27 protein-coding genes are annotated in these 20,469 nt (G+C 48.6%); 23 read left to right on the top strand and 4 right to left on the bottom strand.

Annotated elements, in window-relative coordinates; all coding sequences use genetic code 11:
• Positions 1-6: 6 nt before the first annotated feature.
• Together K3F53_RS12585 and K3F53_RS12580 are read right to left on the bottom strand one after the other, a co-directional pair.
• Positions 7-411, bottom strand: a complete 405-nt coding sequence (locus K3F53_RS12585) for an SA1362 family protein (RefSeq protein ID WP_057898235.1) — start codon at positions 409-411, stop codon at positions 7-9.
• 42 nt (positions 412-453) lie between these two features.
• The gene (locus K3F53_RS12580; protein ID WP_057898236.1) at positions 454-1,395 is read right to left on the bottom strand and encodes a DUF1385 domain-containing protein; all 942 of its coding nucleotides are present in this window, start codon (positions 1,393-1,395) and stop codon (positions 454-456) included.
• Between the two features lie 147 nt (positions 1,396-1,542).
• On the opposite strand from K3F53_RS12580, the gene cccB reads away from it, so the two are divergent.
• From cccB to efp, 4 genes are all read left to right on the top strand, one after another.
• Positions 1,543-1,899: a cytochrome c551 gene (gene cccB / locus K3F53_RS12575; protein WP_057898237.1), complete on the top strand. Its 357-nt coding sequence runs from the start codon at positions 1,543-1,545 to the stop codon at positions 1,897-1,899.
• Between the two features lie 141 nt (positions 1,900-2,040).
• On the top strand, positions 2,041-2,490 hold the full coding sequence (gene aroQ, locus K3F53_RS12570) for a type II 3-dehydroquinate dehydratase (RefSeq protein WP_057898238.1): 450 nt from the start codon (positions 2,041-2,043) through the stop codon (positions 2,488-2,490).
• A 5-nt stretch (positions 2,491-2,495) separates the two neighbouring features.
• Complete coding sequence (locus K3F53_RS12565; RefSeq protein WP_220559021.1) at positions 2,496-3,566, top strand: M24 family metallopeptidase; 1,071 nt, start codon at positions 2,496-2,498, stop codon at positions 3,564-3,566.
• Positions 3,567-3,630: 64 nt separating this feature from the next.
• Positions 3,631-4,188: an elongation factor P gene (gene efp / locus K3F53_RS12560; protein WP_057898240.1), complete on the top strand. Its 558-nt coding sequence runs from the start codon at positions 3,631-3,633 to the stop codon at positions 4,186-4,188.
• Positions 4,189-4,271: 83 nt separating this feature from the next.
• Here the strand turns inward: efp and K3F53_RS12555 are convergent, their stop codons facing one another.
• Both K3F53_RS12555 and K3F53_RS12550 read right to left on the bottom strand, forming a co-directional pair.
• Complete coding sequence (locus K3F53_RS12555; protein WP_220559020.1) at positions 4,272-5,570, bottom strand: MFS transporter; 1,299 nt, start codon at positions 5,568-5,570, stop codon at positions 4,272-4,274.
• Entirely contained in the window at positions 5,549-6,352 is an 804-nt protein-coding gene (locus K3F53_RS12550) for an alpha/beta fold hydrolase (protein ID WP_057898242.1), read from the bottom strand. Before K3F53_RS12550 ends, K3F53_RS12555 begins: the two co-directional genes overlap by 22 nt.
• A gap of 168 nt (positions 6,353-6,520) precedes the next feature.
• On the opposite strand from K3F53_RS12550, the gene spoIIIAA reads away from it, so the two are divergent.
• The 19 genes from spoIIIAA to K3F53_RS12455 all read left to right on the top strand — a co-directional run bounded on the left by spoIIIAA (position 6,521) and on the right by K3F53_RS12455 (position 20,356).
• Complete coding sequence (spoIIIAA, locus tag K3F53_RS12545) at positions 6,521-7,462, top strand: stage III sporulation protein AA (protein WP_057898243.1); 942 nt, start codon at positions 6,521-6,523, stop codon at positions 7,460-7,462.
• 5 nt (positions 7,463-7,467) lie between these two features.
• The gene (spoIIIAB, locus tag K3F53_RS12540; protein ID WP_057898244.1) at positions 7,468-7,986 is read left to right on the top strand and encodes a stage III sporulation protein SpoIIIAB; all 519 of its coding nucleotides are present in this window, start codon (positions 7,468-7,470) and stop codon (positions 7,984-7,986) included.
• Between the two features lie 12 nt (positions 7,987-7,998).
• On the top strand, positions 7,999-8,202 hold the full coding sequence (gene spoIIIAC, locus K3F53_RS12535) for a stage III sporulation protein AC (RefSeq protein WP_057898245.1): 204 nt from the start codon (positions 7,999-8,001) through the stop codon (positions 8,200-8,202).
• A 12-nt stretch (positions 8,203-8,214) separates the two neighbouring features.
• Positions 8,215-8,604: a stage III sporulation protein AD gene (spoIIIAD, locus tag K3F53_RS12530; protein ID WP_057898246.1), complete on the top strand. Its 390-nt coding sequence runs from the start codon at positions 8,215-8,217 to the stop codon at positions 8,602-8,604.
• Positions 8,605-8,621: 17 nt separating this feature from the next.
• Positions 8,622-9,821 (top strand): stage III sporulation protein AE, encoded by a 1,200-nt coding sequence (gene spoIIIAE, locus K3F53_RS12525; RefSeq protein WP_236781980.1) that lies wholly within the window; start codon positions 8,622-8,624, stop codon positions 9,819-9,821.
• A 13-nt stretch (positions 9,822-9,834) separates the two neighbouring features.
• Positions 9,835-10,515 (top strand): stage III sporulation protein AF, encoded by a 681-nt coding sequence (gene spoIIIAF / locus K3F53_RS12520; RefSeq protein ID WP_057898247.1) that lies wholly within the window; start codon positions 9,835-9,837, stop codon positions 10,513-10,515.
• A gap of 1 nt (position 10,516) precedes the next feature.
• Positions 10,517-11,101, top strand: a complete 585-nt coding sequence (gene spoIIIAG, locus K3F53_RS12515) for a stage III sporulation protein AG (RefSeq protein WP_057898248.1) — start codon at positions 10,517-10,519, stop codon at positions 11,099-11,101.
• A gap of 12 nt (positions 11,102-11,113) precedes the next feature.
• The gene (locus tag K3F53_RS12510; protein WP_220559019.1) at positions 11,114-11,710 is read left to right on the top strand and encodes a SpoIIIAH-like family protein; all 597 of its coding nucleotides are present in this window, start codon (positions 11,114-11,116) and stop codon (positions 11,708-11,710) included.
• A gap of 242 nt (positions 11,711-11,952) precedes the next feature.
• The gene (gene accB / locus K3F53_RS12505) at positions 11,953-12,483 is read left to right on the top strand and encodes an acetyl-CoA carboxylase biotin carboxyl carrier protein (RefSeq protein WP_057898250.1); all 531 of its coding nucleotides are present in this window, start codon (positions 11,953-11,955) and stop codon (positions 12,481-12,483) included.
• Between the two features lie 12 nt (positions 12,484-12,495).
• Complete coding sequence (accC, locus tag K3F53_RS12500; protein WP_057898251.1) at positions 12,496-13,848, top strand: acetyl-CoA carboxylase biotin carboxylase subunit; 1,353 nt, start codon at positions 12,496-12,498, stop codon at positions 13,846-13,848.
• A 91-nt stretch (positions 13,849-13,939) separates the two neighbouring features.
• Positions 13,940-14,356, top strand: a complete 417-nt coding sequence (locus K3F53_RS12495) for an Asp23/Gls24 family envelope stress response protein (protein WP_057900269.1) — start codon at positions 13,940-13,942, stop codon at positions 14,354-14,356.
• Positions 14,357-14,395: 39 nt separating this feature from the next.
• On the top strand, positions 14,396-14,962 hold the full coding sequence (gene amaP, locus K3F53_RS12490; RefSeq protein WP_057898252.1) for an alkaline shock response membrane anchor protein AmaP: 567 nt from the start codon (positions 14,396-14,398) through the stop codon (positions 14,960-14,962).
• A 10-nt stretch (positions 14,963-14,972) separates the two neighbouring features.
• A complete protein-coding gene (locus tag K3F53_RS12485; RefSeq protein WP_057898253.1) occupies positions 14,973-15,191 on the top strand; it encodes a DUF2273 domain-containing protein in 219 nt (72 codons plus the stop codon).
• A 252-nt stretch (positions 15,192-15,443) separates the two neighbouring features.
• Complete coding sequence (gene nusB / locus K3F53_RS12480) at positions 15,444-15,878, top strand: transcription antitermination factor NusB (protein WP_057898254.1); 435 nt, start codon at positions 15,444-15,446, stop codon at positions 15,876-15,878.
• Entirely contained in the window at positions 15,879-16,862 is a 984-nt protein-coding gene (locus K3F53_RS12475; protein ID WP_091261144.1) for a tRNA (adenosine(37)-N6)-threonylcarbamoyltransferase complex transferase subunit TsaD, read from the top strand.
• A gap of 113 nt (positions 16,863-16,975) precedes the next feature.
• The gene (folD, locus tag K3F53_RS12470) at positions 16,976-17,842 is read left to right on the top strand and encodes a bifunctional methylenetetrahydrofolate dehydrogenase/methenyltetrahydrofolate cyclohydrolase FolD (protein ID WP_057898256.1); all 867 of its coding nucleotides are present in this window, start codon (positions 16,976-16,978) and stop codon (positions 17,840-17,842) included.
• 20 nt (positions 17,843-17,862) lie between these two features.
• Positions 17,863-19,221, top strand: coding sequence for an exodeoxyribonuclease VII large subunit (gene xseA / locus K3F53_RS12465; RefSeq protein WP_057898257.1), 1,359 nt, complete (start codon positions 17,863-17,865; stop codon positions 19,219-19,221).
• On the top strand, positions 19,218-19,463 hold the full coding sequence (xseB, locus tag K3F53_RS12460) for an exodeoxyribonuclease VII small subunit (RefSeq protein ID WP_057898258.1): 246 nt from the start codon (positions 19,218-19,220) through the stop codon (positions 19,461-19,463). The genes xseA and xseB overlap by 4 nt, the downstream gene beginning before the upstream one ends.
• A complete protein-coding gene (locus tag K3F53_RS12455; protein WP_057898259.1) occupies positions 19,460-20,356 on the top strand; it encodes a polyprenyl synthetase family protein in 897 nt (298 codons plus the stop codon). Before xseB ends, K3F53_RS12455 begins: the two co-directional genes overlap by 4 nt.
• Positions 20,357-20,469 lie beyond the last annotated feature (113 nt).

Below are 20,469 nucleotides of genomic sequence, written 5' to 3'. Positions count from 1 at the left end.
GCTTGCTCAAGAGGTTTTGGTTTTTTTATTCGTTTTCTGTTTGTTTTTTTTTCCTTCGATGACCCGGAAAGGATTATCTCGACGCAGAGAAGGCTTAAGGCGGCTCATTTTCCGAAGTTTTAAAGGGGAGGGCATAGAAACTGAAGCATGCTGTCCTGGTTGTTTTAACTTATTGCGTCGTTTTTGTTGGCGCAGCGCTTTCTGGTATCCCTTATCCGTTGGAGCCCCCGTGAACCCTGTCCCGCGCGAGAGGAGCAGACGGTTTACCAGAAAATACATCACTCCGGCGATTACCGCGAAAACGAGAATGGACTTGAACAGACCCCAAGGATTGTTGTAAAGCTGAGTGGCCAATCCGACTCCGACAAGGGCAAGCAACACAACTGTGAAGATCTGAGACTTCCGCGACACCCTAACACCTCATTTCGTATTGGATTACGATATGTTAGAAAGCTAGCTAATCGAGACTGTCGTCGTGGAGGGATTGCTTGCTTCGTCCAGTTCGCGCATGCGCATAAATGAGGCAATGGCTACTTCTACCTGTTTATCATCCGGTTCGCGTGTTGTTAGCTTCTGGAGCCATAACCCTGGATAGCCGAGCATGTGTAAAACGGGAATGTCGCGCAACTTGTTGGTGACTTGGAGTGTTTCGTAGGAAACGCCAATGACAACAGGCAGGAGAAGAATGCGCTGGTAGATTCTTTCCCAGAGAGAATCATAGTGAAAAAACGAATAAATGACCACGCCGACAAGAATCGTAAACATAATAAAACTGCTGCCACACCGATAGTGTAGCGTGGAAAATTGTTGAACGTTCTTTACTGTTAAGTCTACCCCAGCTTCGTATGCATTAATCACTTTATGTTCTGCACCATGATACTGAAAAAGTCTTTTAATCATGGGGGTTCTTGCGATCACAAGAATATATGTGAGAAGAAGGACGATCTTAATGGTGCCTTCGATTATGTTCTGCAAAACATTGTTCGTTATTTTTTGGAACAGTACGTCGGCGAGAATAGCCGGAACAATGGTGAAGATAAGTTTTCCGAATAAGAAGGAAAGTACACCGATGACGGCCACGCCAAGGATCATCGCCAATTTTGAGGAAGCCGATTCGCTTTTCTCCTCTTCGCCCGGCACCATGTCATAGCGTTCAGTAGAGAAGTTCAGGTGTTTAGAACCGTTGGCACTGGCCAAAATAAGGGCGACAATCCCTCGGATAAATGGAACTTTCTGCAGCTTCTTGACCCAAGGCTTCTCATGCTTCAATTCCTCATAATATTCAATTGTGTTGTCTTTACGGCGAATCGCGGTTACAGTATAGCGTCTTCCGCTGAACATCACACCTTCTACGACGGCTTGCCCGCCGTATGCTGGTACTGTTTGTTTTGACAAATTAAACACCTTCCTTATCCTATATTTTACCGGATTTATTTGGTGGTTTCTAGCGGAAAAAACGGGGGAATGCTTCCGGAACGCATGGAAAGTATTGAAATATGTGATAAGGCATAGGTACAATGAATGAGGGGAGGTGAATTAAATATGAAAAAATTTACAACTTTCAGTTTGCTGATGGCATTGGCGGTAAGTTTGTCCGCTTGTGGAGGCGGGGATAAAGCGACAGAAGCCCCAGCTGATCAGAAACAAAGTCAATCCACCGCAACAAGCGGCGGAGGAGCGGACGTGCAAAAAATTATTCAGCAGAAAAACTGTACTTCATGTCATGGCCAAAACTTACAAGGAGCTTCAGGTCCTGCCCTTAACAATGTAGGAAGCAGACTGTCCAAGGATGAAATTAAGCAAATCATCAAAGAGGGACGTGGTGGAATGCCACCCGGTTTGATTAAGGACGAACAGGAGCTGGAAGCGGTAGCTACCTATTTATCCGAACAGAAATAGAAGAAAGCAATGTATTAACTCATTGTGGCATCTCCCGCTGCATGAAAAGGGAGGTGCTTTTGTTATTCAGAAAATAATGATGTGTGTTACAATAAGCAAAACAATGAATGTCAAGGATAGTAGAGGAAAGTAGGTGAAGATATGGCGGCGATTCTTGTCATCAACGGGCCTAATCTAAATATGCTTGGGCGGCGCGAACCGGGCATTTACGGATACGAAACATTGGAAGACGTGGAAGCACGCATCAAGCGGCGCGCCCACGAGCTTGGTGTCACGATTGAATGCTTTCAATCGAACCATGAGGGAGCGATTATCGACCGGATTCACCAGGCGCACGAATTGTGTGACGGTATCATTATAAATCCAGGGGCTTTTACTCATTATAGTTATGCGATTCGGGATGCGCTTGCAAGTGTGAATATCCCTTTTGTTGAGATTCATATTTCGAATATTCACGCGCGCGAAGCGTTTCGTAAAGAATCGGTAATCGCGCCTATTGCCGTCGGGCAAATTAGCGGTCTTGGCACGTATGGATATGAGCTGGCACTTGAAGGCTTGGTACACCATCTAAACCATCTAAACCGGAGATGATAAAAATGGAAACAAGGTTACAAATGATTCGTTCCGGCATGCAGGAGCAGGAGCTGGATGGAATGTTGATCACAAACGGATACAACCGTCGGTATGTGTCCGGCTTTACCGGCTCTTCCGGCTGCTGTCTTCTGACAATGGAAGCTGCCGATTTAATTACTGACTTTCGTTATGTGGAACAGGCGACGAAACAGGCCCCTTTCTTTGAAATTGTGCGCCATCAAGCGGATATGTTGGATATGGCAGTCAATCGGGCGAAGCATCACGGCGTAAGAAGGCTTGGCTTCGAGAAACATCATCTCACATATGCTCTTTTTCAGCGCTTGGAAGAGTGGGCCGGGGATATTGAACTGGTGCCTGTCGCCGGGATTGTAGAAGAAGCGAGACTCATGAAAACGCCGGAAGAAGTGCAGATTATTAAAGAAGCAGCAGCAATTGCCGATAAAGCGTTTTCGCATATTCTCACATATATAAGGCCCGGTATGAAGGAACTTGAGGTAGCAAATGAGCTGGAATTTTATATGCGTTCCCTCGGCGCTTCCGGTTCATCATTTGACATTATTGTTGCCTCCGGCATCCGCTCTGCGTTGCCGCACGGAGTCGCTTCTGATAAAGTGATCGAGGACGGTGACATGGTAACGCTTGACTTCGGGGCGTACTACAAAGGATACTGTTCCGATATTACCCGCACCATTGCCGTGGGGGAGCCGGGAAAGAAAATGCGGGAAATTTATGACATTGTTTTGCGCGCCCAACTGAACGGCGTACAGAATATTAGGCCTGGCATGACCGGCAAGGAAGCGGATGCGCTGACGCGTGATATTATCGCCGCGGCGGGATATGGCTCGATGTTTGGTCACAGTACCGGTCACGGTCTTGGTTTGGAAGTGCACGAAGGACCGACTCTTTCGGCGCGCGGAGATCGGCCGCTTGCACCCGGGATGGTTGTAACGATCGAACCAGGCATTTATTTAGAGGGCATGGGTGGTGTCCGTATCGAAGATGATGTGCTCATTACCGGGGACGGCTGCGAGATTCTTACAAAATCTCCGAAGGAACTGCTTGTTATCCAGTAGGGGGATTGTGTTATAATTTGAAAGTTAGGAAACAAGAAATAACTGGCTTGTAGGAGGTTTATGCATGATTTCAGTAAACGACTTGCGCCCGGGCATCACCATCGAGCATGACGGAGCGATTTATTCTGTTATTGAATTCCAACACGTAAAACCTGGTAAAGGGGCTGCGTTCGTCCGCACGAAGCTGCGCAACCTGCGCAATGGTTCCATTAAGGAAATGACGTTTCGCGCTGGCGAAAAAGTAGCGAAGGCGAGAATCGAAACGAAAGAAATGCAATATCTGTACGCTTCCGGCGATGAGCACGTATTTATGGATATGCAAACATATGATCAAATCAGTCTGCCAACGAGCCAAATCGAGCATGAGCTGAAGTTTTTGCTGGAAAACATGATCGTGAATATCGTCATGTTCGAAGGTGAAATCCTCGGTGTGCAAGTGCCGAATACGGTGGAACTGGAAGTTGTGGACACGGAACCGGGCATTAAAGGCGATACAGCGTCAGGGGGTACGAAACCGGCTACCATGCAAACCGGTCTTGTGGTACAAGTTCCGTTCTTCGTAAACGTAGGAGACAAACTGGTTATCGATACCCGTACAGGAGAATACGTATCCCGCGCGTAAGCGGAAACATAGAGAAAGCCCACTGTTTATAACGGTGGGCTTTTGCTTTTGGGCAGCATTCTATTGTACTGGTGCTCTTTCTTTTATGCTGGATCTTCTGAAGCCTGTGGCAAAGTATGCAAAATCAGACGGGAGTGGCCTCGCTTGCTTTGGATTTTTCTCGGGCGGCGGAGCAGTCTTGCTGCGAACAGCGCAAGCAAAAAACAGGCCCCTCCCGTTCCCCAGAACAGTAAAAGCGGGTGGCTAGGTAAAGCGCCGAATGCCGCGGGACCTGCCGCGATTCCAAGAAAGCGTACGCTGCTGTAGAGCGAAGTAACAATACCCCGCTCCGCCTTGCCGACGGCGGAGGTAATAAGGATATTGAGCGAAGGTAAAACCAATCCGCTGCCGATGCCGGAAACAAAAAGCAAAGCGATTACGACAAATGGCTGCCCGATAAACGGGAGCAGGAGGCAGACGCTTCCTAAAAGACAGGTACCTAAAATAAGGAACATTTTAATGGTGGATGGATGGCGTTCGATCGCGTTTCCTGCCCAGGCGGAAACGAGAGTCAGCGAAAGAAGCGGAAGCGCAAGATACAGGCCGCGCACGATGCCGGAGAAAGTTGTGCGTGTATCAAGCATTTCTGCGAGAAAGAATAGAGCTCCGAACAGAAAAAACATGTGGCCAGCCCCAAGCAAAAAACTCAGAGTAAGCCAGCGGCCCTGTTTTTGAAAAATGCGCAGTATGTCTTGTTTATATTGTGCAGGCGAAGGCTGGGCCTCCGGTTTTTTTTCATCGACCCAGCGCGCGATCGCCCAGAGCACAGGTGCAATCATGAATGGAAATGCGAAGAAAATCATATACCAGGCGATAAGTGCCAGAAGCGAACCGAGAATTGGACTTAGTACTTTTCCGAGCCCATTCGCTGATTCGATAATGCCGAACGCTTGGCCGCGATGTTCGGGCGGATACAAATCGCCGATAAGCGCCATGGCAATGGGGGCCGTTCCCGCTGCGCCAATTCCTTGGATGATACGCCCGGCTATAATCCAGGGATATGGCTCGGCAAAAAATAGCGCCGAACCTCCGGCAATAAGGCCGCCCGTGCCATAAAGCGCCAGTGCCGTAAGAATAATTTTTTTTCTTCCTATCCGATCGGATAAAAGGCCTGCTAGTGGAATGATCATGCCGGCTGGCACAGAAAACAGCGTGATTAACAAGCCGCTTTCCAGAGCGCTTAAGTCATACTCGTTTGCTATGGCGGGCAATACGGGAATGAGCATAGAATTACCGAGTACCATAATAAGCGGTACAAGGCTTAAAGCGAACAGCACCCTACCGGGCGGTGCGGTATTCCGCGTATTTTGAGCTGGCAATTCTACTCCACGGTTTTTCCGCATTGCATTCCCTCTCCAGTCAGAAAATCTTCCACAAGCATGTTGAATACTTGACACGCTTTTGTCGGGCAAGCGTGCGATGTCTTGGGGATAAGGCAGACCTCGGCTTGGGGTAATGAAGTAAGCATCATATGCCGATATTTCCTCATGTACCATTCATTCCCCCCGTAAATCAATAATGTCGGAATGTTTACCTTTGGCAGAAACGAAGTCAGATTACATGTAACGAGCGCGCGTAAAAGCACAAGCATTTCCGAACGACGCGCTTTTAATGCTTCATTCATGAATAGATCAACTTGTCGGCTGGTTGCTCCGTTAGCCTGAGCCACTTTGCGCGCTTCGTATCGAGAAGCGTGAAGCAGTGTAAGTAAGTAGGAGGCTCCAACTTTCGTATACATATAGGCATCGCTTAAGCATGGAAAGGCTCCGGTTAGGACAGCACGTTCGCACATATGGCTAAAATCGCGCAAAAAGTGAAGCAGCACCAGGGTTCCAGTTGAATATGCGACGAAATGGGCTTTTTGGATGCCTAAATGTTCGAGCATCAGCTGCAAATCACGGCTTAACACCTCAAGATACGTTTCTGGCGCTTGCCTGTGCGAAATCCCGCTGCGTCCATGACCGCGCATATCGTATGTGATAACGCGGAACTTTTTGGAGAAATGCTGAATTTGCCCGCGCCAATTCGCGTGGGAAAGACCCATTCCGTGGAGGAAGACCACGGGAAATCCCCTTCCTTCTTCTTCGTAATAGAGCGGTACGTTTTGGATATTGAGATGAGGCATGTGTAAACACCTCCCTTTTCTGCAAGCATGCATAGTGTGCCCGAAACAGGGCGCAGGTACTCTTATTTGTCCTTCATTTCATTTCCAACTCTATCTTCTTAGGCATAAAGTGTCCAGGCTTCCCATATGAATGTGATAAGTAGATAGGACAAAGGGGAGAGTCAGGTGATGGAAGAGGTTCTTCGCATGTTGCCCGACAGCTTGCGTGTAAAGCTTAAGAATCTTTCGTGGCAGGACATAGAACAAATGGAAGAGATTCGGCTGCGCGTAGGCCGCCCCATTGAATATGTGGGGGGAGGTGCCTCCTGGTTTATAAGCGGGCAGGGAGGAGGCACAAGACGGGCCGAGGAAGCGCTAACGTTTACGAAAGAAGAGGGTATGCAACTGTTAAGCAGATTGAGTCATCATTCAGTTTACATGATGGAGGAAGAAATGCGGCGCGGCTATATCACCGTCCAGGGTGGACACAGGGTAGGGCTATCTGGAAAAGTGGTGCTGGAAAACGGGAGAGTGAAACTTATTCGGGACGTTACCAGCTTTAACATCCGGTTTGCCCGTGAAAAAAGAGGGGTGGCGGATGGTGTGCTGCCGCTTCTGGTAGAAGGGGGACAGTTAAAAAACACGCTCGTTATTTCCCCGCCCCAGTGCGGCAAGACAACCTTACTTCGCGATTTGGCCCGACAGATAAGCTATGGCTCAAAAGAAATGGCTGGAAAAAAGGTGTCCATTGTGGACGAACGTTCCGAAATTGCCGGGTGTGTGGCTGGTGTACCACAAAAAGACGTCGGCCCGCGCACGGATGTACTGGATGCTTGTCCGAAGGCGGAAGGCATGATGATGATGATTCGTTCGATGTCGCCTGAAGTGTTGATTACAGACGAAATCGGGCGTCCAGAAGATGGATACGCGCTTGAGGAGGCGATACATGCCGGGATTACGGTCATCGCAAGCGTGCATGGTCGCGATTTAAAAGATATTATGCGGCGTCCTACGCTTTCTCGGATTTTGCAAGCGGGCGTCTTTCAGCGTTATCTTGTGCTTTCCCGACGTCCGAAAGTGGGAACGGTAGCAGGTGTGTATAATGAGCATTTCACCGAGTGCCGGAGGTGAGAAAAATGCTTAAACTGATTGGCGCTTCGCTTGTTATTTTCGCCGGGACGTTTATTGGTATGCAACTGGGGAGCTATTTGGCCCACCGCCCGTTGCAAATTCGCCAGCTGCGTGCCGGACTAACATTGTTGGAGACCGAGATCGTGTACGGCTCTCGTCCGTTGCTGGAGGCGCTTGCTTCCATTTCGCGCCGCTTGACGGGAGATGTCGCCCGCTTGTTCGCGCGCGCGGCGGAATTGAGTGCGGAAGAGCCGGATTTAGCGGCGAGTGAGTGCTGGCACCAAGCCGTGCAGTATGTATGGAGAGATACAGCCATGAAGGAACCGGAGAAAGAGATTTTGTTGCAGCTTGGCTCCGTTCTTGGTCAGAGCGATCGTGAGGATCAGCAGAAACATCTTAAACTTGCGCTCGCCAATCTGGAACATGAAGAAATGAACGCCCGGGATAATCAGAGGCGCTACGAAAAAATGTGCCGGAGCTTGGGGGTGTTGAGTGGGATTTTGATCGTCATTTTACTCTATTGAGAGGTGGAGGACATGGCATATGACGTGAACGCCATTTTTCAGATTGCCGGCATCGGAATTATCATCGCTATGATTCATACCGTGCTGAAACAGTCAGGCAAGGATGATTGGGCGCAATGGGTCACGCTGATCGGGTTCATTGTCGTATTATTTATGGTAGCTTCATTTATTAACGATCTGTTTCAGGAAATTAAACGAGTTTTCTTATTCCAGTAAGGGGACGATCGCATGGATATTATCCAGATTGTCGGGCTGGGAATTGTCGCCACCATTTTGAGCCTTGTGGTTAAGGAACAGAAGCCGATGTTTTCGTTTATTCTTGCAACATTTACCGGGGTTGTTATTTTTCTGTTTCTTATCGGCAAAATTTCTGATGTTATCCGGGTGCTGGAAGGGATCGCGATGCAGGCTCATGTAAACATTGTTTATCTGGATACGGTTCTAAAAATTATCGGCATTGCTTATATCGCTGAATTCGGAGCGCAGGTTACGAGGGATGCTGGCCAGGGCGCGATCGCATCGAAAATTGAATTGGCCGGCAAAATTCTGATTATGGTGCTGGCGATTCCGATTCTTTCCGTCATTGTCGAAACGATTGTCCAGCTACTTCCGTCATAAAAAGGTTGTGAGAAAGAATGAAACAGAAACGGTCGCGGTTTGGTTTTTACATGGCATTGCTGCTGTTTTCGTTGCTTTTGTGGCGACCCGTACACGCGGCGGAAGCCACGTCCCCGGTATCGTCGCCGCAGGACACGATTGTCCAAAGTCAGCTGGAGCGGCTCGACACGAAAGAAATTGAGGCATTCTGGCAAAAGGTGCTCGAAAAATACGGCGGATATCTGCCAGAAAGCGACGGCCGGAGCCTGTTTGAAATGGTGACAGGAGAGAAAGGATTTAGTTTTACCGAAGTGATGAAAGGATTGGGGGCATTTTTGTTTCATGAATTGCTGATCAACGGCAAGCTGCTTGGGGCTATTCTCATTATTACCGTGTTCGCGATGGTGTTGGAAACGTTGCAAACCGCATTTGAAAAAAATACAGTCAGCATGGTCGCGTACGCGATTTCCTATATGGTACTAATCATTCTTGCAGTCAATAGCTTCCGGGTGGCGGTTGATTTTGCTCAGGGCGCCATCCAAGATATGGTAGGATTCATGCTGGCGCTTATGCCGCTTGTACTTGTGCTTCTGGCATCGACAGGAGGGATCACTTCGGCGGCTTTATTCCATCCGATGGTTGTATTTTTGGTGAATACAAGCGGCACGCTTATTTCCACTATTGTGTTTCCACTTCTGTTTCTTTCGGCGATTTTAAGCATTGTAAGCTCGTTTTCCGTCAAGTATCAATTGACGAAGCTTGCGCAGTTGTTGCGGACGGTGAGCCTGGGGGTGATGGGAAGTTTTCTAACGATTTTTCTCGCCGTGCTTTCATTGCAGGGTGCGACGGCGGCGGTTGCTGATGGGATCGCCATTCGCACCGCCAAATATGTTGCTGGAAATTTTATTCCGGTAGTTGGCCGGGTGTTTGCGGATGCGGCGGATACCGTAGTGGGCGCATCGCTGCTCGTCAAAAATACGGTGGGGATAGCCGGCGTGCTTATTCTGCTTTTCCTTGTCGCGTTTCCAAGCTTAAAAATTTTAATGCTTGCTCTCATTTATCACTTATCTTCGGCGGTGATGCAGCCGCTTGGCAACAGTCCGGTGTTATCTTGCCTTGGCATCATCGGAAAGAACTTGCTTTACATCTTCGGAGCGTTGGCGACGGTCAGCCTAATGTTTTTTCTGGCGATCATGATCATAATTTCGGCGGCTAACGTTTCGGTTATGATGCGGTAAGGGGGAAACACAGATGATGGCGATGCTTGTTCTTTGGCTGAAAAAACTCATTCTTCTTGTGCTTTTGGCTACGTTTCTTGATTTGCTTCTTCCAAGCAGCGCGTACAGCAAGTACGTAAAATTAGCAATGGGTCTAATTATCTTGCTAGCTTTGCTGTCGCCTATTCTTGACTTATTTCATAAGGATATTTCGCTGACACAACTGTCGTTTACCGCAGGGGAAGCCGGGAAAGGAGCGCCCGACTTTGCCAGAATCGAAGCGTTGGCCAAAAGATTAGCAGCAGACAATGATGAACAGGCGAATCGTTATGTAGAGCAACAGATCGGCGCACTCATCAAAAAGCAGATTGAGGCCCAGCACGGAGTGAAGGTAGAAACGGTGGATGTGCATGTGCATCCAGACGGACAAAAAGCAAAGCAGCCAATCGAACGCATCTCTATCATCGTAGCGTTGGATAAGCCCAGGGAAACGGGTACACAGGAACAAGGGCTTGGTATCGAGCCGATGAAGCCTGTAAAAATCGATATCTCGCTAGGGGCTAAGCCGAACTCTTCCACAAATGATAAACCGGTTGCTGCAACCACTGAACAATCGCATATGGAAAAAAGCATTACGACCACGATTTCAAATGCGTGGAATGTTCCTGAAAGCACGGTGCTCGTAACCTGGCGAAACACCGGAGAGGAGGGATAAAGTGAGCAAAGACGGAAAAGGAAAGCTGGGTACGTTGCAGTGGCTTGTAGTTGCAGGCGCATTAGGCGTTGCATTCCTGCTGTCCAGTTCATTTCTGGAGCTTGATAAACAGAAGACGAATCATGATTCTCCGCCGGCACAGCAAGAGGCACCAGCGTTCATACAGCAAAAGCGTGAATCATACACGATGGGTGAATACGAAGAGATGTATGAGAAGAAGCTCAAAGAAGTATTGCAGAACATTACCGGCGTTGGAGAAGTATCTGTGATGGTCAATTTGGAATCAACAGAGGAAATCGTCGTAGAGAAAAATCGGAATAGCCAGACACAAACGACAAGAGAAGCTGACAAAGGTGCTACTCGCGATATCAACAATGAATCGACCCAGGAGCAAGTCGTAACAATGAAGGATGATGCCGGCGAACAGCCGATCGTTACGAAAACGGTAAAACCGAAAGTGCGCGGCGTCGTTATCGTTGCCGCCGGAGCGGAAAATCTACAGGTAAAGGCATGGATTATGGAGGCGGTACAAAAAGTTCTTGCTGTTCCTTCCTATAAAATCTCCATTTTACCAAAAAAAGCTTAAGGAGGCTGAAGCATGGTGTTGAAAAAACAAACGGTATGGTTACTGTCAATGCTTGCCGTTCTTGTCGTGTTATCTGCTTATTATCTGGTGCAGGGTTCTTCCGGGCAGGTTCAGGTGGCGACCGGCAACATGAGCGATACATCCAAGGCGCCTCAATCTTCGCTGGCGACCGATGTTAAGACAGATATGAAAGGGGTAAGTGTAGAGACGAAACAAGTGGCGCCCAAGCCGGAAGGTATGCCGGTCACTACACCTTCGGATGACTATTTCATCGGATATAAAATGCAGCGCGATGCTCAGCAGGAACAGGAGATGGGTCGGTTTATGGAAGTGATGACGAACGGCGACGCGAACCCGAAAGCCATTGCTGAGGCGAAGAAAAAATTAGAAGAGTTAGCCGCGCTCAAGGATAATCAGACTCAGGTAGAAGAGCTTGTGAAGTCTCTCGGCAGCTTTAAAGACGTCGTTGTTATCGCTAAAGACGACATGGTTCGTGTTGTTGTGCAAGCTGAAACATTGAAAAAGGACAAAGTAGTCGAAATTATTAATGTTGTAAAGCAACATATGAAGGTGCCAGGAAACAATATTGTGGTTAGTTACAAGCCATAGGGTAAAATACGAGCGCGCAGAAAGCCAGGCCTGCGCTCCTTAGGAAATGTCCAACGTAATGGGAAGGAGCCGCCTGGCGTTTTGCGCGCAGGTAGTTTTGCCAAGAGAATGATCCGGAGAAAAACACACAAAAATTGATAAATAATTCAGTAAAATGGTAACAAGAGGATTGCTTTGTGATATAATACATGATAGCGTTTTTACATACATAGAGCATATATTAAGTTAGGAGTGGACAAATTATGTTCAAAATTCATGAAATTAGAGAAATCATCAAACTGGTGGATCAGTCCTCTATCACCGAATTTAAAGTGGAAGAGGACGGAATGAAAGTTGTTATTAAGAAAGGTGGTTCTGCAAGCGTTTCCTATGTAGCGGTCGAATCGGCGCCACAAGCTGTTCCTGCACCTCAGGAAGTACCAGCTCCAGCGCCGCAAGCTGTTCCTCCTGTTCCGGCCCCGAAAACCGAGGAGGCTCCAGCGCCAGCTTCTCAGACAGCTCCGGTCGCGGCAGAACCAGTTGATGATACTGGTTTGCACAAAATCACATCGCCGATGGTAGGTACGTTCTACAAAGCGCCGGAGCCGGGTGCGTCTCCGTATGTGCAGGTAGGCGACAAAGTAAAAAATGATACGATCGTATGTATCGTGGAAGCAATGAAATTGTTCAACGAGATTGAAGCTGAAGTGACGGGCGAAATCGTGAAAGTGTTGGTAGAGGACGGTCAGCTTGTAGAATATGGACAACCTCTCTTCCTCGTGAAGCCGGAATAAAGGAGGGCTTCCATGTTTAAGAAAGTTTTGATCGCAAACCGTGGAGAGATTGCTGTCCGTGTCATTCGAGCCTGTCATGAATTGGGAATTCAGACGGTTGCCGTATATTCAACGGCGGATAAAGATGCGCTGCATGTGCGTTTGGCTGATGAAGCGTATTGCATAGGACCGACCGCGTCTAAAGACAGTTATTTAAATATGACGAATTTAATGAGCGTTGCGACGAAAGCTGGCGTAGACGCAATTCATCCTGGCTATGGGTTTCTTGCGGAAAACGCGGATTTTGCTGAAATTTGTGCCGCATGCAATATTACGTTTATCGGCCCTGATCCGCAGGCGATTGTAAAGATGGGAGACAAAAACGTTGCGCGTGAGACGATGAAAAACGCCGGCGTTCCGATTGTTCCAGGTTCTGACGGGTTAATTGAAGATATCGAGGAGGCGGTTCGCGTCGCTGAGGAGGCCGGCTATCCGGTGATTATTAAGGCGACGGCAGGTGGCGGAGGAAAAGGCATGCGCGTGGCACGTTCCAAAGAAGAATTGATCGCGTCCGTTCGCCAGGCACAACAGGAAGCAAAAAGTGCGTTCGGAAATCCGGGCGTATATCTTGAAAAATATTTAGAAGATACACGCCATATCGAGATTCAGATTATGGCGGATAAACATGGAAATGTATGCCATTTAGGGGAGCGTGATTGCTCTATTCAGCGCCGTCACCAAAAACTTGTTGAAGAGGCGCCATCCCCGGCATTGGACGAAGAAACGCGCCAACAGATGGGAAGCGCAGCGGTAGCGGCAGCGAAAGCTGTCAATTATCATGGTGCCGGCACAGTCGAGTTTCTGCTGGACAAAGATGGTCGATTCTACTTCATGGAAATGAATACGCGCATTCAGGTAGAACATCCGGTAACAGAGCTTATTACCGGTATTGATCTGATTAAAGAGCAGATTATGGTGGCCGCGGGATACCCTCTGTCTTTCAAACAGGAAGATGTTAAAATTAACGGTTGGGCAATAGAATGCCGTATTAACGCAGAAAATCCTGCCAAGAAATTTATGCCTTCTCCGGGAACCATCAAGTTTTATTTGCCGCCGGGCGGTTTTGGCGTACGCGTGGACAGCGCAGTGTATCAAGGATATCAGATTACGCCATTTTATGATTCGATGGTGGCAAAAATTATCACCTGGGGCAAAGATAGAAACGATGCGATTCAGCGCATGAAGCGGGCATTGTCCGAGATGGTGATCGAAGGTGTGCATACAACCGTACCGTTCCATCTTAAGCTGCTTGAGCATGAAATGTTCGTGGAAGGGAACTTTAATACAAAATTTCTGGAGACATACGACCTAAAAATCAAAGAATAATGACTAGATCCGATACCTTCTTCAAAAGGCGCAAATTGTATTCTTTGGTATACGTTTGCTATAATAAGCAAAGAAGCGCACTTTGGAGGAGGTGTTATTTTTGGATACTGGTATCGAATTTTCACAATTGGAGTTAGGGAAAATCGAAATCGCGCCTGAAGTTATTGAGGTCATTGCCCACATGGCAAGCGCTGAAGTGCCTGGAGTCGCGGGATTGAGCAGCGGTATCGTTAGCGACTTTGTTGAACGTCTGGGGCGCAAGAGCAGCCGTGGAGTACGGGTTGACATTAAAGAAAAAGAGGCAACCATTGATCTTTATATCATTGTAGAATACGGACAGCAGATTCCGGATGTGGCATACAAAGTACAAGAAAATGTGCGCGAGTCCATTCAGAATATGACGGGTCTTGTGGTCACGCAGGTAAATGTGCATATTGTCGATGTTCAGCTAAAGCAGGAGAAAGAGAAAAAAGCACCTGGCACCGAAGAAGTTCACCGAGTTCGATAGGCGGATTTTGTGTAAGATTTCGTTGCTAGGAGGGCGCCTGTGAATTTATTTGACCGTTTTATTTTGACGTTATACAGTCTTGCGCTTGTTGTCATTTCGTTGTTTGTCATGGCGGCGGGCCTGAATCTCATTTCGTCTGATTATATCACAGACACAATTAATGAAATTTATTCTTCGTCCGAAGTGGGGCTTGCCTATTTCGCCGCGGCAGCTATCTTCCTTTTAATCAGCTTGAAATTTCTGTTCACGAGCGTGCGCGGTGAGGGTCGAGTGCGAACACCTGCTTCCGTGCACAACCCAACAGAATACGGGGACGTGCAGATTACGCTAGATACGATTGAAAGCATTGCTATGAATGCGGCGCGTCATATACGGGGCATCCGCGATTTGAAGGCGCATGTTCGCGCCGAAGAAAATCGGACTTCCATTCATGTCAAAGTAGCGGTGGATGGGGAAACACCAATTCCCGGCCTTGTAGAACAAGTGCAGCAAACCATTAAAGAGCGCGTGGAAACAATCGCCGGCCTCGGAATTTCCAAGGTGACGGTGCTTGTGTCTGAAGTGGCGCAGCCCGGGAGCGGAGCGCGCGTTCGACGCGTAGAATAGAGGGGAGCCTATGTTCTGGCAGTTTATTCTCGAAAACCGGGGAAAAGTGTTTGGCTTGGCAGCAGGGTTTATTTTCGGACTGCTGTTTTTATGGGTAGGTTTTTTCAAGACGCTTATATTCGCTGTATTTGTGGCAACGGGCTTTTATTTTGGCCGCAAATTTGACAATGAAGAAGATATAGGCGAAGTGCTTGATCGCATTCTTCCGGGAAGGTTTACGAAGCGTTAGCCATGCCCTCCGGACGAAGTTAAGTTTCAAGCTTATAGATTACAGAAAAAAGCGTCAAATTTCGTATGTGCGGGATTTGGCGCTTTTTGATGCCATGAAAAAAGAACACCAAGGTATTTCCAACATAGTAAGGATTTGATACACTCAGAGAATGGTTATTTGTCATGCAGGCAAACATATGCTATATAACTTTGACTGGGTGTATAATCGCTCTTACAGCTTTTTTAATACTTATTTAAAAGGTGGTAACAGATGAATCGACGCACATCCCGCGAAAAAGCGGTACAAGTATTGTTCTCAGTTGATATGACACAGGCAGAACCAAAACAGGTACTAGAAAATTTGCTTGAGGAAGACGAGGGACAAGCCGAACAGAAGGAGCGAAACATTGACTTTCTAACTGATCTGGTAGAAGGCACCATAGCCCATCAGGCTGAAATCGATCGGAAAATTAGCCAGTATTTGCGCGGATGGACCATTGGACGCTTGGCAAACGTGGATCGCGCGATTTTGCGCCTCGCCGGTTACGAAATGATGTACCGCGATGACATCCCAATAAAGGTAACATTGAATGAGGCGATTGAATTAGCCAAACGATACGGAACGGATGACTCTCCGAAGTTTATCAACGGCGTGCTGTCCAGCCTAGTGAAAGACTTGGAAAGAAGCGAGCAAAAAGGGTTGTAGCTGATGGATGTTGTGCTTGGAGTAGATACGAGCAACTATCGTACGTCGCTTTGTCTTGTAGATATGCAAGGCCGGATTGTCGCCGAGCAAAAAGAACTGCTGTCCGTGGAAGCAGGAGAGAGGGGGCTTAAACAGTCAGAGGCGCTGTTCCAGCATGTGAAGCGTTTGCCGGAATTGGCTCGCAGGATGAATACGGAAGGGTGCCGGGTGGTGGCGATTGCTGTCAGCCGTTCCCCCCGTCCGGTGGAAGGCAGCTATATGCCGGTATTTCTGGCTGGCCAGATGGCGGCGGAGATGATGGCACACTTTTATCATGTTCCATTGTATTATACTTCGCACCAGGAAGGACATATCGCAGCAGGAGAATATACGCTGGCAGAGCCGATTTCCGCTGAAAAGTTTCTTGCTGTGCATCTGTCGGGGGGGACGAGCGAAGTGCTAAGTTGTACCCGTCTTCCAGGAGGATATGACATTGAATGCATCGGCGGCACACAAGATTTGCATGCGGGACAGTTGATCGACCGGATTGGCGTGGCGCTTGGCCTTCCATTTCCAGCAGGGCCATACTTGGAAGAAATGGCGCAAGAAGCAGAAGGGGAGGGCTTTTTTGTTCCGTCTTCGGTAACCGGCTATACGTTTAGCTTTTCGGGGCCTGAGGCGGCGCTTATGCGCGCGGTTCGGCAGGGGGTGCCTGCATCCCATATCGCTCGCGCGGCGGAGAAGTGCGTGGCGATTACGCTTGAAAAAGTGTTACGCAAGGCGGTGGAAGACGGATACCCGAAAGATATTTTGATTGTCGGGGGAGTTTCAGCAAATGCATACATCCGTAATCGCCTTACCAAGCGGCTTGAACACCCAGCGATAAAGGCGCGTCTTTATTTTGCCGATCCGGCGTACGCGGGGGACAACGCGTTCGGCGTAGCCCGGATCGGCCTGGCGAAATGGAAGTTACATAATAAAAACGAACATTTTTTTAAATTTTAGATGAATATTTCGTAATTTCCTTTGCTTTCTTTCTCCCAATTCGTTACACTTTAGGAAGAGAGCAAAAAGCTGAGCTTTTGTCTCATTTCTAATTGGACGGGAGGATTTGCAAAATGTCAGCACAGATTATCAGCGGCAAAGAAGTGGCTGCGGAAATCCGCGCCGCGCTGAGAGAAGAAGTTACGCAACTGAAAGAGCAGGGAATTCATCCGGGACTTGCGGTTATCTTAATCGGGGACGATCCTGCATCCCATTCGTACGTAAAAGGGAAAGAAAAGGCGTGCCAGGAAATTGGTATTTATTCGGAAGTTATCCGCCGCGAAGCTTCCATAACGCAAGAAGAATTGCTTAAAATGATCGAAGGATATAACAAAAACCCGAACATTCACGGGATTTTGGTTCAACTGCCGTTGCCGAAACATATTTCCGAAAAGGCGGTCATTGACGCCATCAGTCCGGAGAAAGACGTGGACGGCTTCACACCTGTCAACGTAGGAAATATGCTGATTGGGGATGAGTGTTATCTTCCATGTACGCCACACGGTATCATTGAATTGATTAAGCGTTCCGGGCGCGAGATGGAAGGCAAGCATGCGGTTGTTATCGGCCGCAGCAATATTGTCGGCAAACCGGTAGCTATGTTATTATTGCAGGAAAACGCAACGGTTACGATCGCCCATTCACGGACGCAGGATCTCGCGTCCATTACGCGACAGGCGGATATTCTCGTCGTCGCGGTCGGCCGGGCGGAACTCATTCGTGCTGAGCATGTGAAACCCGGCGCAGTCGTTATTGATGTGGGTGTGAATCGCAATGAGGTTGGCAAACTGGTCGGTGACGTTCACTTCGAGTCGGTGAAGGACGTGGCAAGCTTCTTGACACCTGTTCCAGGTGGCGTAGGGCCGATGACGATTACGATGCTGATGAAAAACACGGTAGATGCGGCCAAGAAGCTTGCACGTACCATGCAAAAGCAATAGGATACGGAAGGAAGATAACAGTGGGGGATACCCGGCAAATTTTTTCGGTAAAAGATTTGACACGCTACATTAAAGATACGTTTGATTTTGATGAAGTGCTGCAAAACGTATGGGTGCGGGGAGAGTTGTCCAATTTTGTCCACCATTCCCGTGGCCATATGTATTTTACAGTGAAAGATGAAGAATGCAGAATCAAAGGAGTTATGTTTGCCGGGTACAACCGGTATCTTAAGTTTGTTCCTAAAAACGGAACCCGGGTGCTTATCCGAGGTTCTGTTTCTGTGTATGAGAGGGATGGACAATACCAATTGTACGCCAAAGAAATGCAACCGGACGGCATTGGCAGCCTGTATATGGCGTATGAGCAATTGAAACAAAAGTTGGAAACAGAAGGGATGTTTGATGCGAAGCACAAAAAGCCTCTTCCGCTTTATCCGACGAAAGTTGGCATCATTACTTCCCCCACGGGTGCTGCGGTGCGTGACATTATTACGACGATCCGGCGCCGTTATCCGGTGGCGCACGTGCTGCTTTATCCGGTAGAAGTGCAGGGAGAGCATGCGGTACCGTCCATATGCCGCGCCATAGATGAAATGAATAAAAGGCACGATATTGATGTGCTGATTGTTGGGCGCGGTGGCGGTTCCATCGAAGAGTTATGGGCATTTAACGAGGAAGCGGTAGCCCGAAGCATTTTCCGTTCACAGATTCCGATTATTTCTGCAGTGGGGCATGAGACGGATTTTACGATTGCCGATTTTGCGGCGGATGTGCGGGCGGCTACACCGACCGCTGCCGCAGAGCTTGCGGTGCCGCATCTTCAGGAATTGCATCGTCAGCTTGAAACGCTTAAGGAAAGGATGGCTGTATCGCTTCGCTATAAAGTCGACCGCTTTCGTGAGCGCTTGGAACGGGTTCGGAATTCGTATGTACTACGTCAGCCTGACCGGCGCGTAATGCAGTGTGAACAGGAATTAGACCGATTGCAGGAACGGCTGGTGCGAGCCGTCAGACAATACGGAATGCAAAAGCGCGCTGAGTGGAAGGAGATGCATAGCCGCCTGCTTTCCCGGAGTCCGGTTGCAGCGGCCAAGCGCGCCCGAGAACGCGCGGAAAGCCAGTGGCAGCGGTTACAAAGGGTGATGCAGGTTTTGTTGCGCGAGCAGACACAGCGTCTTGACCGTCAGCTGGCCAGGCTGGACGCGTTAAGCCCGCTCAAGGTGATGCGGCGCGGGTATTCCCTTGTATTTAAAGAAGACGGGAGAAGATTGATAAAGAGTGTGAATGAAGCAACAACAGGCGAACAGGTGGCCGTTCGTTTGTCTGACGGGGTGCTGCAGTGCAAGGTAGAGGATAAGCATAAGGAGGATTTGTCATGAGCAAGAAAGCGGCGGATATGTCATTTGAGGAAGCGATGAAACAATTGGAAAACGTTGTGCAGCAGTTAGAAGCAGGAGAGGTGCCGCTTGAAAGAGCGATCGCGTTGTTTCAGGAAGGAATGGAGCTTTCCCGTCTGTGCAGCCGGAAATTGGAGGATGTGGAGCAAAAAATCGAAATGTTGCTGGAGCAGGAAGGGGAGCAAATTGCGGTTCCGTTTCGATTGGAGGGAGACGGCGAGTGAACCAGGCGCTGCTACATGACTATATGAAAACCAAAGCCGATCTTGTCGGGAAACGGCTGGCGGATTTGATCGAAACGCCGGAGATTCCGGAAACACTGCGTCAGGCGATGGCGTATTCATTGCTTGCAGGAGGAAAGCGCCTGCGTCCGGTGCTGGTGCTTGCGACGCTCGAAGCGTTCGGTAAGTCGATTGATGCAGGGATTCCGGTCGCCTGTGCCGTGGAGATGGTGCATACATACTCTTTGATTCATGATGATTTGCCTGCGATGGACAACGATGATTTTCGGCGTGGAAAGCCGACGAACCATAAAGTGTATGGGGAGGCAACAGCGATTCTCGCTGGCGACGCGCTGTTGACGTACGCTTTTGAAACGGTGTGCAGTGCGGAAGAAGCGGGTGCGCCATCAGGGCGTGTGTTGCGCATTGTACGGGAGCTGGCTTCTTACGCCGGCCCAAGAGGTATGGTGGGTGGACAGAGTGCGGATATGGAAGGTGAGGATATTCCGCTAACGCCTGAGCAACTCCGGTATATTCATCAGCATAAAACGGCCGATTTGCTTGTCTTTTGCGTGCGCGCGGGTGCCATTCTTGCCGGGGCTTCGGAAAGACAGTTATCGCTTTTGACCCGCTATGCGAACAATATCGGACTTGCGTTTCAAATTCAGGACGATATTCTTGATGTGACGGGCGATGAAACGAAAATGGGCAAGCCTGTAGGCAGTGACGAAAAGCGCAAAAAATCAACATACCCTGCGCTTATCGGAATGGAGAAATCGCGCTCGCTCCTGAAACAATTGATCGAAGAGGCAAATTTGGCGCTCGTGGAAGCTGCTCTTGAAGATAATAGTATTTTACGCGCCTTAGCTGCCTTTATCATTGAACGGGACTATTAAAGAAAAACCGCAGACCGCAGGTTTATACCTGCGGCCTTTTTTTTAGATTGGAGTTTATCGTTCGTTTGTGATACCATGTTGTTGATTCGTTTATAAAAAAATAGGTATGATAT

It is taken from the genome of Aneurinibacillus thermoaerophilus (genome assembly GCF_019603355.1).
Taxonomy (GTDB): domain Bacteria; phylum Bacillota; class Bacilli; order Aneurinibacillales; family Aneurinibacillaceae; genus Aneurinibacillus; species Aneurinibacillus thermoaerophilus.
This window is presented reverse-complemented; position numbering and strand designations above follow the sequence as displayed.